10 protein-coding genes are annotated in these 14,424 nt (G+C 57.6%); 5 read left to right on the forward strand and 5 right to left on the reverse strand.

Annotated features, from left to right (window positions below; translation table 11 throughout):
• Positions 1 to 3 precede the first annotated feature (3 nt).
• The 5 genes from ABEB25_RS04700 to ABEB25_RS04720 all read right to left on the reverse strand — a co-directional run bounded on the left by ABEB25_RS04700 (position 4) and on the right by ABEB25_RS04720 (position 10,640).
• A complete protein-coding gene (locus ABEB25_RS04700) occupies positions 4 to 5,907 on the reverse strand; it encodes an alpha-2-macroglobulin family protein (RefSeq protein WP_345735223.1) in 5,904 nt (1,967 codons plus the stop codon).
• A gap of 98 nt (positions 5,908 to 6,005) precedes the next feature.
• Positions 6,006 to 6,185: a hypothetical protein gene (locus ABEB25_RS04705; protein ID WP_345735224.1), complete on the reverse strand. Its 180-nt coding sequence runs from the start codon at positions 6,183 to 6,185 to the stop codon at positions 6,006 to 6,008.
• The gene (locus ABEB25_RS04710) at positions 6,182 to 7,309 is read right to left on the reverse strand and encodes a PepSY-associated TM helix domain-containing protein (RefSeq protein WP_345735225.1); all 1,128 of its coding nucleotides are present in this window, start codon (positions 7,307 to 7,309) and stop codon (positions 6,182 to 6,184) included. The genes ABEB25_RS04705 and ABEB25_RS04710 overlap by 4 nt, the downstream gene beginning before the upstream one ends.
• Before the next feature lie 4 nt (positions 7,310 to 7,313).
• Positions 7,314 to 9,395, reverse strand: coding sequence for a TonB-dependent siderophore receptor (locus ABEB25_RS04715; protein WP_345735226.1), 2,082 nt, complete (start codon positions 9,393 to 9,395; stop codon positions 7,314 to 7,316).
• Between the two features lie 153 nt (positions 9,396 to 9,548).
• Positions 9,549 to 10,640 (reverse strand): helix-turn-helix transcriptional regulator, encoded by a 1,092-nt coding sequence (locus ABEB25_RS04720; RefSeq protein ID WP_345735227.1) that lies wholly within the window; start codon positions 10,638 to 10,640, stop codon positions 9,549 to 9,551.
• 73 nt (positions 10,641 to 10,713) lie between these two features.
• Between ABEB25_RS04720 and ABEB25_RS04725 the strand changes: the two genes are divergently transcribed.
• From ABEB25_RS04725 to ABEB25_RS04745, 5 genes are all read left to right on the forward strand, one after another.
• The gene (locus ABEB25_RS04725; protein ID WP_345735228.1) at positions 10,714 to 11,304 is read left to right on the forward strand and encodes a hypothetical protein; all 591 of its coding nucleotides are present in this window, start codon (positions 10,714 to 10,716) and stop codon (positions 11,302 to 11,304) included.
• Positions 11,305 to 11,310: 6 nt separating this feature from the next.
• Positions 11,311 to 12,228 carry a glycosyltransferase family 9 protein gene (locus ABEB25_RS04730; RefSeq protein WP_345735229.1) on the forward strand — a complete coding sequence of 306 codons (918 nt, stop codon included), beginning with the start codon at positions 11,311 to 11,313 and terminating at the stop codon, positions 12,226 to 12,228.
• 78 nt (positions 12,229 to 12,306) lie between these two features.
• Entirely contained in the window at positions 12,307 to 12,936 is a 630-nt protein-coding gene (locus tag ABEB25_RS04735; RefSeq protein ID WP_345735230.1) for an adenylate kinase family protein, read from the forward strand.
• Between the two features lie 11 nt (positions 12,937 to 12,947).
• On the forward strand, positions 12,948 to 13,892 hold the full coding sequence (fmt, locus tag ABEB25_RS04740) for a methionyl-tRNA formyltransferase (RefSeq protein ID WP_345735231.1): 945 nt from the start codon (positions 12,948 to 12,950) through the stop codon (positions 13,890 to 13,892).
• A 32-nt stretch (positions 13,893 to 13,924) separates the two neighbouring features.
• Positions 13,925 to 14,413: a hypothetical protein gene (locus ABEB25_RS04745; RefSeq protein ID WP_345735232.1), complete on the forward strand. Its 489-nt coding sequence runs from the start codon at positions 13,925 to 13,927 to the stop codon at positions 14,411 to 14,413.
• Positions 14,414 to 14,424 lie beyond the last annotated feature (11 nt).

Consider the following 14,424-nt stretch of genomic DNA (forward strand, 5'->3'; position numbering starts at 1 on the left):
AGCTTATTTTCCTGCCACCTGTCCCGCGCCGGATGGCAGCGTGCGAAGGCGCTGGCTGGGGCTGAGGCCGTATTTGTTAGGCTCATACATGGCCTCAATGCGGGCTGGGGGGGCGATGGTGTCCCCTTCCCCGATCACCCGGGCCAGGTAACGGAGCTGGAACTTGCCCTTCTCAGGAGCGAAGTCGGTGAAGAAGAGCGCTCGATCGGCACGGACTTCGCGATGGTCGCAGAACCAGGCATCCACGCCTTCTGGCAACTGGTCGCCTTCGCGCTCGCTTTGGGAATCGAACTCCGGATTGATCGCCTCCAGGACGCTTGGCAGCGGGTCATTGATGGCGAGGTAACGGTCACCACCGCCGATTTCGATCTGGAGGGTCACCACGACCATGTCGCCCACACGTAGGTTGTCCAAGGGCAGGAGGGTGCCGTCATCGGCCAGCTTTTGATAGCTGCGCTCAATGGCATAGCCTTTGTTTTCACCCGCAAAGTCACGCGCAGGCGGGTAGGCACTGGCCTGGATGCGAGAGAAGGCTTCACGGCCTGCGGGCAGCTCCACCTTCAGCGGTGCTGCGGCCAGCTTGTCATTGAGGGCAAAGGAGACCTGGGCCGTCCCTGGGTGAGCCGGAATGTTCAGAGGCTGCTCCTGGGCATCCCACAGCACCTTGGCCAGCAGAGGTTCCGAAGTGGACTTCAGACTGCGCTCATAGGCAGCCAGGGATGTCAGCGTCCAGGCATTGGTGAAGGTGTTGCCCCACTCGCCACGGCCATTGCGGCTTTGCAGCATGGAGGTGGCCAGAATTTCCGCGTCCTGTTTCAGGCCGAGGTGGGTATAAACGATGAGGCGCAGGGCCTTATTGACGCCATTGCCTGCCCAGTGTGACCACACCGGAGCCGCAGGGCGGGCAGGTGTGACGACTTTTTTCTTGGCGGTCGCTTTTTTGGCATTGGGCTTCTCCGGCGGTGGAGGTGGTGCCCAGCCCACCATTTCCTGAATCTGCTGGCTGGGGGCATCCGTCAGACACATGGAGAGCGCCGTGTAAAGGCGGGCGGTCTCAGGCAGGCGATCACGTTTCCCATGAAGCAAATTTTGGTAGGCCGGCTCCGCCTTCTTCCCCTTGGCCAAGGTATAGAGGGCAAGGGCGCAATCCGTGATGTTGTAGAAGTCCTTTTCCTCTTCCAGGCCACGCAGTTTTTTGGAGAGGTATTCGAGGAGCTTATCCACAACTTCCGGAGGCACCGCTGCACCGGCATCGCGAGCACGCAACAGCATGAGACCACCGTAGGCACTGGCCCACATGGAGGGCTCACTGCCCCCTGGCCAATAGGCCAGACCGCCTTCGTCCGTAGTCATTTGCAGAAGCCGGTTCACCCCTGTCTGGATGGCGTCCTTGGTCTTGTCCGGGCTGATAAGGTCCGGAAACAGCGGCTGGTAACCGCCCAGGGCCAGCCAGGGCATGGTGGCGGAGGTGGTCTGTTCGGCACAGCCATAGGGATACTTGAGGATGTATTCGAGGGCATCCTTTGCCTCCGAAAGGCGGGAGGTGCTGATGCTCACCTGCACGCTGCCTTCGCCTTCCAGCAACGCCGGATTGATCTGCTTGGCCAGATTCTCCACCGGGGTCGCGGCGCTGAGGCGGGCATAGCGCACTTCCTTCAGTTCCGGCACCGGATGGGTAACTTCAAAGGTGGAGACCGTGGCGTCATTGAGCGCTGGAGCGCCGGTTGTCCACTTCACCGTTTTGGCCGACCATTTCCACTGGGCCGTGCCCAGCTTGGCAAACCGAACGGGGAAAGCCACGGCGGTGGTTTCGCCCGCCTTGATGGAAACGGTCTGCAACCATACTTTTGGTTCGGCAGAAGCCGCAGGCTTCAGGCTGGCAGGAATGAAGGTACGCTCTTCGCGAATGAAGTCCGTGGTGGCATCCAGTTCCAGGCGCACTTCCACATCCCCCGAATGAGGGGTGGTATTGTGGATGACGGCCTTCAGCAGGGTCTCATCCTCCAGGCGCGCAAAGCGTGGGACCACGGGCTCGACCATGAGGGGCTTGTTGATTTTGAAAGCGGATTCACCGCTGCCAAAACGATCTGCGCCACTGCTGGCAATGGCCATCAGGCGGTAGCGGGTGAGATTGTCCGGAGCTTTCACCGTGGTGCTGATCTTGCCCTGGGCGTCCGTCACCACCGTGGCCAGCCAAAGAGGAGTGGCCACGAAGTTTTTGCGCACCGGCAGGGCACTTTCATCCATCTCCCCACCACCGCCGATGACGAAACCTTTGTTACCACGTTCGCGAGCTGCGAACTCTTCCGGTAGCAGGTCATCAAAGGAGGTGTAGTTGTCAATGGCCAGCGGCTGAGCCTCATGGAAGTAGGCCGAAGGATCCGGCGTCTCATGCTTCATGAGACTGAGCACGCCTTCATCCACGGCATAAAGCGTGACCTCACTGCCGATGACGGGCTTACCTTGGAAATCGGTGATGGTGCCAGTCACTGCAAAGGACTCAGCGGGCTTCACCTCTGGCTTTTCAGGAGCGATGGCCACAGTGAGTTCCTTGGCCTTTGAGTCCACTTCGAGCTGGCAGTAGCCGACCTTGTATTCCGGCATCTTGTGCTGTTTCGGGCTGCTATCACTGCCACGCACGAGCACCACGGAGACAAACACGTTCGGGGCTTCCTCATCCTGCACCGGCACCCGGATCACGGGCTGCTCCGGCGAGATTTGGGTGACAAAATGACGGTGCACTTTGTTGCGCTCCACCGTGACCAGGGCCGTCCCGGCGATGGGGGTTTTCACCACGATCACGGCCTCTTCACCGGGCTTCAGCTTCTTCTTTTCAGGCTGGAGATTGATGCGCGCGCCATCTTCCATGGCCCACGGGAACTCGCCGCCGCCAAGGATGTAAACTGGGAGGCGTGAGAGCATCTTCTTGCCCTTGGCATCTGTAGATTCGGCCGTCACAAAATAGACTCCGCCACGGGTGGGCTTGAAGCTGACCAGTGCCGTCGGGGCACTGTTGGCCGCCGGAGATTTCAGCTCGACGGTTTGTTTCAGTTCTTCACGCAGGATGACTTGGTCCTTGGTGGTCGAGCCTCCGCCTGCCGTGGCGATTTTCAGCGTGTGGTATTCCTGGCGTTCCACCTTCACTTCCACGCTCACACGGCCTGCGGCGGGCTGGCCTTTGGAATCGATGGCCAACACATCCACCCGCACGTCCTGCCCGGCAGCACCAAAGAACTGCGGCCCTTTCAACCCCAGAATGTAGTCCGCACCCGGCACCTCAAACTCAGTGGCCGCACTGATCGTCTGCTGGTTGATATCCGTCACCTCCGCCGTAACGCGCACCTGCTGCGGCAGGGCCGCTCGGTCTGGAGGTGGCATGGGCATTTCCAGGGTGGCCGTGCCCTCATCGCTGAGGAAAACATCGCCATTCACCCACCACTCACCTTCTTCCTCAGAGTCGCTGTCGTCGTAGTGCCCGTCGGCATCTCGGTCCTTGGCATACTGCGCCCATCGAGGCGCATCTCCGAAGTGGTAATCATCGTAGCCCTGCGGCGATGTGAAGGCGCGGGAAGAGGAAGCTGTCCAGCTCGCCTTGGCCCGGCTGAGGGACTTGCCCATGTAATAATTCGCGCTCAAAGGCAGCTTCAACCGATCCGCCAGCACATCCAGTTTCTTGCCGTCCAGCTTCACTTCAAAGCTGTTGGGTTTGTAGTCATCCACGCGGAAGGAATAGAAGCCGCTGGCCCCTTGGTTTTCCTGGCCAGGAACATCAAAGTGAACCATGAGTTCATACCAGCCCATGGGGCCTTCAGGGAGTTTGAAATCTTCGTTCCAGGAGCCATTTGGGCTGAAGGTGATCTCCTTCTCCAAGACCACGCGGTAACGCGGATCTCGAATGACCACGCGGGCCTTGGAGGATTCGGCATCAATGGTTAGGTCATCTGCCATTCTTGTGCGGGTCAGCGCCTTGACATGAGCGGTGTCACCTGGGCGATACAGGGGACGATCTGAAAACACAAAAGTGCGACGGACAGGCTTCCAGACATCTTCCCAGGCCGTGGGAATGTCATACGGGACGGCACCGCCAATGTGGGAGTCATCACAATCAAGTGCAGTGCAATCACCTGCCTTTTCCGCCAGCACAAGGGACGGATTGGCCCCTTTCAAAACGGCAATGCCATTGGCATCCGTATCGGCATAACCGATGAGCTTTTGCTCCGCATCCACCGCCGTCAAGCGCACACCACTCACCGGTTTACCCGTCTGCAAAGAAGTGACAAAAACCAGTGTCTCGCGCCCATTGCTCTTTTGCATGAGGCCAAGATCTGTGAACTGCACCAGCGTCTGAGTAATGACCCCTTTTTCAGTCACGCCATCTGCCGCCCGGCCTTCGAATTCCAGGAACAAAGGGGCCGCGACATCACCACCCAGCACCTCGCGCCAGTTGAGCTTTAGCATTTCGCTCTGATCCAGCGGTTTGGTCACGGGAAAGGTGCGATCAAAAACGACTGTACCAGGATAGGCATCCAGGGGCTCGGGCTTGAACTCCTTCTTCTTTTTCTCGTTCTGATAAAAGGCACTGCGGTAGGCCTCATACTTTTGCGTGGTTTGCAGCAGTTCAGGGCCGGTCAGCTTCTTCGCCCGCACTCGTACTTCGCGAACATTCGCCGCCGAGATTTCAAAGTCGCCGCCGCCTTTGGCGAGTTGAGTCCGCACAAAGGCCGGAGCAGCCACATAGGGGGCATTCGGGATGAATACCACCTCCTGCTCCGCCACCGCAGACAGTGGTAATCCGTCGCCAGACATGATGTTAGGCTCCACCACCACCCGATACGGCGTCTTCAAGGCGAAACCTCCGCTCAGGCGCAGGCTGTAGCCCTGGATCTCAGCCTTGAGGCCATTCACCGTCGGCTCGATGTGGACGGAGGCAGCCATCTTATCGGCCAGGGCCTGGATTTCCTCAGGCTTGGCAGGCGTGTCCTGGGTGGGCAGCAGGGCTTTGTTAAAAGCGATGTCGATGTAATAAGGCTGGTCAAAAGGCGTGTGGCCGCTGGTCTTGCGCACTTCAAAGGGCTTCACATCACCCAGGGCGATCGCATCCCCCGTGGCCAGATTGACATAACCCGAAGCATTCATCAGCGTGGGCTGGATGACGAGCTTCCATTTGTCCGCGACAGGCAGGGGCTCTTTCGGCTCGACGACAATGGCGCTGAGGCGGGTTGCCCCTTCGGCCAGGGTCGGTTTAACCTTGGCGATCTCTTCGGCCCAAGTGGGCTGCGGTTCGCTGTAGCGGGAGAAATCCTTGCCCGTGGCATGACGGGCAGTGGCCGGGATGGTGAGTGGTGGCGTTTCCGAAACAAAGGCGATGTGAGCTGCGGCATCACCAGCGGTCACGTTGTCATTGAATTCGAAAAGGAACCTCGGCATGCGCCGGGCTTCGCTGTCGTTGAACCATTTGGGCGATTGGTCAATGACGCGGAACTGGGCGCTGTTGACCGAAGCGAGAGACTCCGTGGAAAGGGCCTTACCCGCGAGGTCGCGAAGGCCCGCCCGAAGGACAAAGTCGTAACTCGCATTGAACTTTGGGGCCTGAGTCAGTTTATACTGGCCGCTGCGCGTGCTCACCCACTGAAATTCACCCGCCAGGGCGGGCTTGATGACCAGAGGCGATTCCGGGTCCACCATACCGATCTTTTCCTTGGGAATCATCGGCGTGGGGAAGACCACCTCAAGAGTGCTTTCCGGCGAGAGCTCAGCCGGGTGAATGGAAAACTCAGCTTCTAAAACAGGCTCGGCCCTGGTTTCGACACGGCTCTTTTTCACAGGAGCCGCCAAAGAGACAGACGTGGGCAGCAAGGCCGCCAAACAGAGGGCTGAAGCCAGCCCAAAACGCGAGATAGGTTTCATGACGTGCGGGGAAATTCGCTGAGTGAGAATAGCACACTGACGAAGACGCACGGAAAAGAATTTAGTCTTTTCTGACTCTGCTGAGGTTTTTAATCTTTTTAGATCTGTTTGTTACTTTTGAACCAAAAACAGCCGACCAAAACGGGTGGCAAGGCGAGCAAGGCCCAAGAAAGCCAATCCCACCCCCCCTCGGCGACGAGGGCCAAGATGAGAGCCGTGAGAGAAGTGATAGCGAGGAGGGCGGGGATGCCCCAGGTAGTGCGGCGTAAAGTCGTCATTTAGTAGCCTCTTGAAGCAGGGTGATGTCACGGCGGCGGCCACGCAGCTTGGCGACAAATAGATACAGCCCACTGATACAGAGAATGATGGTGAGCAGGGTAAACAGAGCCCAGATGATCCGCAGCGGTGTGCCCGCATAATCGCCAAAATGCAACGGACCACTGACGAAGAGCGCCTGAATATACCAGGGGGCATCACTGGCCACGGTGAGGTCGCCAGAGGAGGCATCCACCAGGGTTAGCTTGGGCACCCGCTTGGCCAGCCCGGTCTCTGCAGCCATAAAAAGGGTGAAATGATGGCGGCCTGTCAACTGCGTGCCAGGAAAGACGGCGAACTGGAGCCGATGTTCTGGCCAGGCTTTCTGAGCAGTCTGAATGGCTTGATCGAGCGGCACGATGCTTCCGGGCGCTGGGCGATCTTTGAAAGGGGCCGTCATGGCAGCGAGGTCGTGGCTCTGATAGATCATTAGGAGGGGTTTCCCCAGTTCCAAAATGATCCCCGTCAAACAGACAACACAGCACCAAGCCACGGTAGAGATGCCAACGAGATTATGTAAGTCCAACTGCAAGAGACGACCCCCGCGCTCACGGCGAATCATGCCAAACATCAAGTTACGCATGAACGGCGCATAGATCACCACCCCAGAGATCAAAGCTACAAAGAAAGCGATGCCAACCAGAGCGAGATAAAGCTCGCCCATGAAACCAGCGAAGAGATTCGCATGTAGATTCAGCACCATCATGCTGAAGGTTTCATCCAGCTTCACGTCCGCCACTTGGCCTGTAAAGCCATCTAGAATGACGGCCTCGCTCTTAGCCAGGTCTTCTACCCCTGGCGGCAGCATGGTCACAAAGATGCGCCCGGGGTGATCCTCATCCTCCGAGTAAACCGCTGGTGCCCAGCCGGGGCGAGACTCCCGCGCAGCATCCACCAATTGACCAGGCGGCAGCATGGTTTTCCCTTCATGCTGGATCTCAGGCATGGTGCCGAGCATGGCATCAATCTCAGGATGAAAGATAAGCAAGAGGCCCGTGACGCAGAGAAGCAGCAGATTCGCAGTGCAAAAGAGACTAGTCCAGCGATGCAGAATGGTCCAGCGGCGGAGGGAAGTTGGGGTGGCCATGAGATCAAAACTCGAATTTCACGGAGGCAATGAAGGTGCGTGCATTGCCGGCCTGGACCATCGTGGCGTTATCCGTGGCGTAGAAGACTTCGTTGTCGAAAAGGTTCTTCACATTGAGCTGCACCTGCCAGTTATTGCGACGGTAAAACACCAGCGCATCGGTTTGTGCAAAGCCCGCAAGATTACCAGTATTCGCAGTATCCACGGCCACTCGGTCGCTCATGTAAACACCACCACCGAAACCCAGGCCTTTCAGTTTTCCCGTCTGGATCTCATAGGTGGTGAAGATGCTGCCACTGTGTTCAGGAACTCCCGGACGGCGATTGCCAACATTAGCTCCGTTAGGTGCCTCGGTGATGTGGCTGTCCAGGTAGGCATAGTTCATTAACAACCTCCAGCCAGGGGCCAGTTCTCCGGCGAGGTCCAGCTCAAAGCCTCGGCTGCGTTCCTCCCCAGCATTGATGGAAAACAAGGGATTGCTAGGGTCAGTGCCAGCAACATCGGTCTTATTGATCTGGAAGAAGGCAGCGCTGGCAATGAATCGGCCATCCAATAGCTCCGTCTTAGCCCCCAGCTCAAACTGACGACCACGCTCGGGGTCCAAGCTTTCACCGCTGGAGGTTCTCAGAGCGATGTTTTTGAAAGAGTAAGTGCTCTCTGAATAACTGCCGTAGACAGCGAGTTGCGGAAGAGGTTTGAACACCAGCCCCGCAAAGGGATTGAGGCTGCCCTGATCCAACTCTGCAAGCGAATCGGCAAAAGGCACGCCCGGGTCCGCATACGTGACTTCATGGGTGCCATCGAACCACTCCAGACGAGCCCCTAAGTTCAGGAACAGGGATTCGCCAAAGGAGATTTTGTCCATCAGCAGGAAGGAATAGGCCTTCGCATCCGTCTGGGTCACTTCAGAAAAGCGGTTGGGAAGCCCCGGCAGGAGAGGCAAGGGCTGATAACCTGTGTAAACAGGATTGTAGGGATTGAGGCTGGTATGCCCGCTGAGGTAGCGAGTGTTGTCATTGTTTTGAAAATCGAACTCGGCGGAGAGAAGCAGCTCGTTTTTAACATCGGGATAGAGATCCCAGGTGATGACGTGATCCAGCCGTGTCGTGAAATAATGCTCGGAAAAGTCTGTGGCTGAGGCAGAGCGAGCAATGTCACCCGTGACCGGGTCTTGGAGAGGCCCTGTAAAGTTAAAAAGAATGAAGTAGCCACCTTCACTGGTGGAGGTCAGTCCATGCATGGAGAGCGTGGTTTTGTGATGCTCATTCCAGCGATGCTCTAAAGTGAGGAGCGCACGGTAGGTATCCGTGACATTGCGGGTAAAATCTGTTTCACCCAGGTAGCGGTCGTAAGGAATGCCTTTGACAACACTGCCGTTTTGATACGGCATGCCAGGAATGGTGGAGCGATCATCGTGGGTGTATTCCGCACGGAATTGGAGCTGCGTATCCTCGCTGATCTTCCAGGCGAAGGCCGGTGCCACCATGGTGCGCTCCGACTGAACATAATCGATGTAAGAATCACCGGTCTCAAAAGCCCCATCAAAACGAAGAGCGAACTTATCCGGGACCGCTTCCCAATTCGCATTGAGCTGGGTGCGGTAAAAATCAAAACTACCGACCATCTGCTGAATGCTGTAGGCATCCTCAAAGGCGGCACTGCGAGTGATGTAGTTCACCACGCCGCCAGGCTCGCCCCGACCAAAGAGGATGGAAGCAGGGCCCTTGAGCACCTCGATCTGTTGGAGATTTGCTACATCTGTGGGAGCAACGGCATTAAAAACGATGCCGCCCGGCACAGTGCCTGCCCGGAAGCCATCTTTGATATAAGATTGTTGGGAAAAGCCGCGCAGACGATAGGTCTCGCCCGTGCCGGTGAAGGAACCGCTGCGCTGCACGCCGCTGACATTTTGCACCGCCTCCTGGGGGTCGATAATCGCCCGGTCTTGAATGACCTGCTGAGTCACCGTCTGCACAGAGCGGGAGCTCTCCATCACCTTCTCAGGCAGACGGGAGGCCGAGCTGGAAACTGGAGCCACGTAGTTGGTCTTGGGCTCTGCCTCCGCCGTGACCACAATCTCAGGCAAAACCTCTTCATCAGAGTTGGGGTTACCAGATAATTCCTGTGCGCTGAGGCGTGGGAAGGACAGGCTAATAAGAAAAAGAAACAACAACGGGGTAGGCTTCATGAAGGAAGCTAATGAGACCCATTATCATTTCAATTTCTACCTCATGACGTTTTATTTCTGACGAGTGGCGTTCAACTGAAACTGCTTCGGATTTATTCCAAAGTGCTGCTTAAACAGTGCAGCGAAGTGGCTGGGATTATTGATTCCAACCATGTGGGAGGCATCCAAAATGCTACACTCTCCATGCGCCAAGAGCGTGCGGGCTTTCTGCAAACGCTGTTGCCGGAGGTAACCGAAAGTAGTGGTACCGAAAACCTGATGAAAACCTGCCTTGAGCTTCGATTCACTGAGTGAAAACCGGTGGGCGAGTTCCGCAAGTGTGGGGGGTGCGTCCAAAGATTGTCGAAGAAATTCCGCAGCGGCGTGGATGCGCTCCATGTCCTGGGGGCTCAAACGACGAGGGGCCGTCAATGCCGGAGAGGGACTGAGCGAGTGGAGCATTTCCACGATCAGATCCAGGCAGCGCGCCTCCATAAAAAGCGCCCGGCACATTCCCTGAAGAGGACATTTCTGGATTTGCTCCACCACCAGTCGGGCCCGGAGCGTGATAGGGCTGATCAGGCACGGCTCCCCTTCCCCTTTGAAAAAACGTCGGAGCAACGGGTGCTCGGTCAGCTCCTTTTCCGTCAGCCATTGGCGAAATTGACTACCTTCAATGGCTAGAGTCAGGTGGCTGGCTTTGCGACCATTGGCAGTCGGCATGGCCCGATGTTGGCTGCTCTGGCAGTAACGTAGAAGGGACATGCTGCCAGAATAGCGGTCGTAAATCCGGCGGCGTCCTCCCGATATCTCCTGCCAGTGCCCCTCAAGGGCAAAGGTGACGACGTAAAAGTCAATCTCCTCATCGCAGCGAAGGCGGAGCTGACGGTCAAATACCTCATCCGCCCAATGCATGTAGAATCCAGAACGCACCGTGCGAACGGTCGTTCCGCCACGTACCCAGGTGACATTCGGCACGTATTCCGCCTCCACAATTTCCCCTTTTTCTTCTACGTGAGACGCCTCTACATAGACCTCATGCAGCTCAGAGGAGGTGAGTTCGTAAATGCTTGAGGAACGTGCCATAAAAAGGCGAGGCAAACGAGAAAGGAGCTTCGAGCTTAACTTATTGAGCCGAAATCTCAACAACTTTCCAGGTGGCATGGAAAATCAAATGGGGCAGCTCAGTTCGAAGTGATTGATTCGGCGCGCAGAAGCGACACGGTATTCTCCCGACATGCTCACAGATCTGCACAATTATCTTTATCACCTCGAGCCGACTGGTGGCATTCCGCTGAAGCCGACAGGCATCGTGCTGGGGCTGCTCCTTCTGGTGACCCACCTGTGGGCATGGAAAAATGCAGATCGTACGAAGGAGTTTCTGAAAGCCTTTCCACGCCATTATGGCTGGGGAGCGGCCTTGCTGAGCATCGGTTTCGTCTGGGGCATGATGTGCCTTTTCAACATGGACATGGGCGAATTCTTCTTTTTGCGGAGATGGTTCCTGATGGTGGTGCCCATCGGTTTTGTCCTAGTGCTGATGTATGTGAAGGAGTTCCTGGCGGTGCGTGCCCTGGGCTCACTGATGCTGCTGGCCGCAGGTCCTGTGCTGGCGGCAGCCTTTCTCCAGCCGCCTGTGACGCGACTGCTGCTGCCCATCCTGGCCTACGTCTGGATCATCGTCGGCATGTTCTTTGTCGGCATGCCTTACCTGATGCGGGACTGGACGAACTGGCTGTTGGCCAAACCTGCCCGCTGGAATCTTGCCGTCTGGTCCGGCGTTGCCTACGGGGCGCTACTGCTGGTGCTGGCCATCACGACCTACTAGACCTTTATGGAGCGCCAGAAACCGCGCATCCTCGTCATTCGCGGTGGGGCCATCGGGGATTTTATCCTCACCCTGCCCGCGATCCGACTGATCCGGGAAACTCTGTCTGGATGTCACGTGGAGATCCTGGGCTATCCGGGCATCATGGAACTGGCAGTGAAAGCCGGGCTGGCAGATTCCGTACGCAGCTTGGAACACCGTTCCATGGCCCTGCTATTTGCCAAAGGAGCCCCGCTGGACCCGGCCCTGGTGGAGTATCTGCTGAGCTTCAAGGTGATCGTCAGTTACCTGTTCGATCCCGATGGAGTCCTGCGCGGCCAGCTTGAAGTCATCGGCGTGAAGACGCTGCTGGAATGCCCCCACTCCGTCAAACCGGGCAAGGGCCATGCCGCCATGCAACTGGCGAAGCCTCTGGAAAAGCTGGCGATGTATCTGGACGAGCCGGACTGGCGAACACCACTGTTTGCCCGAGCGGAGGCGGCTTCAAAACCAATCCGCATCGCCCTCCACCTCGGCAGCGGCTCGACCCACAAAAACTGGGCGCTGGAGAACTGGCAGGCGGTGACGGCAGCCCTCCAACAACAGAGACCCGAGCTGGAATTGGTGCTCATCACCGGAGAGGCGGAACTGGAACGCGGGGTCTCTGTATCAGGATTCAAGACGACCGAGCATTGGCACGCCCTGCCACTGCCTGAACTGGCGGACCGCCTGGTGACCTGCGATTTCTTTCTGGGACATGACAGCGGCATCTCGCACCTGGCCTCCGCCTGCGGGGTGCCGTGCCTGCTGCTTTTTGGGCCGACGAATCCGGACATCTGGGCACCTCCTCAGCAGGGAGTCAGCGTTATTCGGGCTGAAAAAGGCGATTGGGAGCAACTGACACCTGAAAAGGTCATCCCTGCGGTGATGGAACGTCTTCCGTAAGAGCGATAACAATAAGCTCGAAACTCGCCTCAAGCCTTAGCTTGTGACGCTCCCGTGACATGCTAAAGGTTTTCCATCATGGCTGAATCCCAACCTCGTTTTCGTACTCTTCTGATTCTTGGCGCTCCTGGCAGCGGCAAAGGCACGCAGGGGAAGGTGCTCGGCTCCATCCCCCGGTTTCATCATCTGGCCTGTGGGGATGTGTTCCGCTCTCTGGATACACGCACGGCTTTGGGACAGAAGTTTGTCCAATACTCCAGCCGAGGAGAACTGGTGCCGGATGACGTCACCGTCCAGCTCTGGCGCGCGAACATCAAACAGAAGGTGGACGGCCACCAGTTCAAGCCGGAGATTGATTTCCTGGTTCTGGACGGCATCCCACGCAACGTGGACCAGGCGAAGTTCATGGAAGAGGACATCGAAGTCCTGAAGGTGTTTCACCTCTCCTGCCCAGACCGCACGGAACTGGCCCGCCGCCTGCGCAAGCGTGCCCTCAAGGACAACCGTTTTGACGACGCAAACGAGAGCGTCATCCAGCAGCGTTTCGCCACCTACGAGGCTGAGACCAAGCCGATCCTGGAATACTACAAGGGTGACCGCATTGTGGACATCGATGCCAGCCAGCCGCCGGCCAAGGTGCTCTACGACATCCTGGCGGGAGTGATGACCCTTCAAGCCTGGCGTGACATCGAGATGATGAAAGTGTAAGAGACTGCCGCATGCGCATCCTTTTCATTGGTACCGGGGACATCGGCCTGCCCTCGCTGGAGTGGCTTCTCTACACGCCCAAACATCAAGTGGTGGGCGTGGTGACCCAGCCGGACAAACCTGCCGGGCGCAGGCTGGTGCTGACGCCACCGCAGATCAAAGTGCGGGCGGAAGCTGCGGGCATCCCCGTGATGCAGCCCCTGAAAATTAGAAATGCCGTGGAGGAGCTGAAAGCTTTCAATGCCGATGTGGCCGTGGTGGTGGCCTACGGGCAGATCCTCTCCCCCGCGGTGCTGGATGTGCCGAAGCTGGCTTGCCTCAACATCCACGCCTCCCTGCTGCCGAAGTATCGCGGGGCATCCCCCATCCAGGCCGCGATCCGCGCCGGCGATGCCGAAACGGGCGTGACCATCATGCACATGGATGAAGGCCTGGATACCGGCGACATCCTGCTGATGGACCGCGTCACCATCGAGCCCACCGACACAGGCGGAACCTTGCATGACAAGCTGGCCCTCGCCGCCCCGGCCAGCCTGGAAGAGGCGCTGGACCTGATTGCTTCAGGGCCCGCCCCACGCAAACCGCAGGAGAATGAATTCGCCAGTCACTGCGGCAAACTGAAGCGTGAAGATGGCCGCCTGGACTGGAGCCGCAGCGCCACGGAACTGGAGCTTCTCATCCGTGCCTACAATCCCTGGCCCGGCACCTTCACCCTCCTGCCCGGAGACGGCAAACCCGCGCCGCTGAAGGTGCACCGCGCCCAGGTCATCCCCGAGGCCGAAGCCTGCCCGGTGCCAGGAACCGTGGTTGGCAGCGATCCAAAAACCGGCCTCATCGTGGCCTGCGGCCAGGGTCTGCTGGCCCTGGAAGAAGTGCAGGCCGAAGGCGGCAAACGCCTCGCTGCCGGAGATTTCCTGCGGGGTAAACCGCTGGAGGTTGGGGTGGTGCTGGGGTGAGTCAATCCTCTCGAAGTATTGAGGTTAAAGCGATGAATTTTGAAGCATTCCAAGATCATCTCAATCAGTTGGTAGGCATGGTCGCCTGGGGTGTCGTAGCAGGGGCGGGAACAGGCTCCATGGTCTCACTTCAATTTGGCGAAAAGCACCTGCGGGCCAAGCCAGTGAAAAATTTGGATCCTATAATCAGGGAGTATGAGGGAAAATGGAGTTTGTTTATCCGGGACGCAGCCTGGCGGCTGGACTCAGAAAAAAAAGTCCTTTGTTCCTCTAGAAGCAACAATCAAGCTGGAGCAGAGATGCTCCAAGGTCTTCACCAAATCACGAATGCCTTGGTAAGCGATGTGAAGCTTTCCAAGCCTGGAGGAGATTTGCTTCTGACCTTCTCCAATGGCCTCGAACTCACCGTTTTCTGCGACTGCATGAACGAGGACGAAGGAGACAATTACTGGGTATTTGCGCCATCCTTCATTTTCACGGTAAAACCCAAAGGTGAATTGGCCGTGGAGAATTCAAGGTAAACGTAGAGCCC

This window comes from Prosthecobacter algae (genome assembly GCF_039542385.1).
Taxonomy (GTDB): domain Bacteria; phylum Verrucomicrobiota; class Verrucomicrobiia; order Verrucomicrobiales; family Verrucomicrobiaceae; genus Prosthecobacter; species Prosthecobacter algae.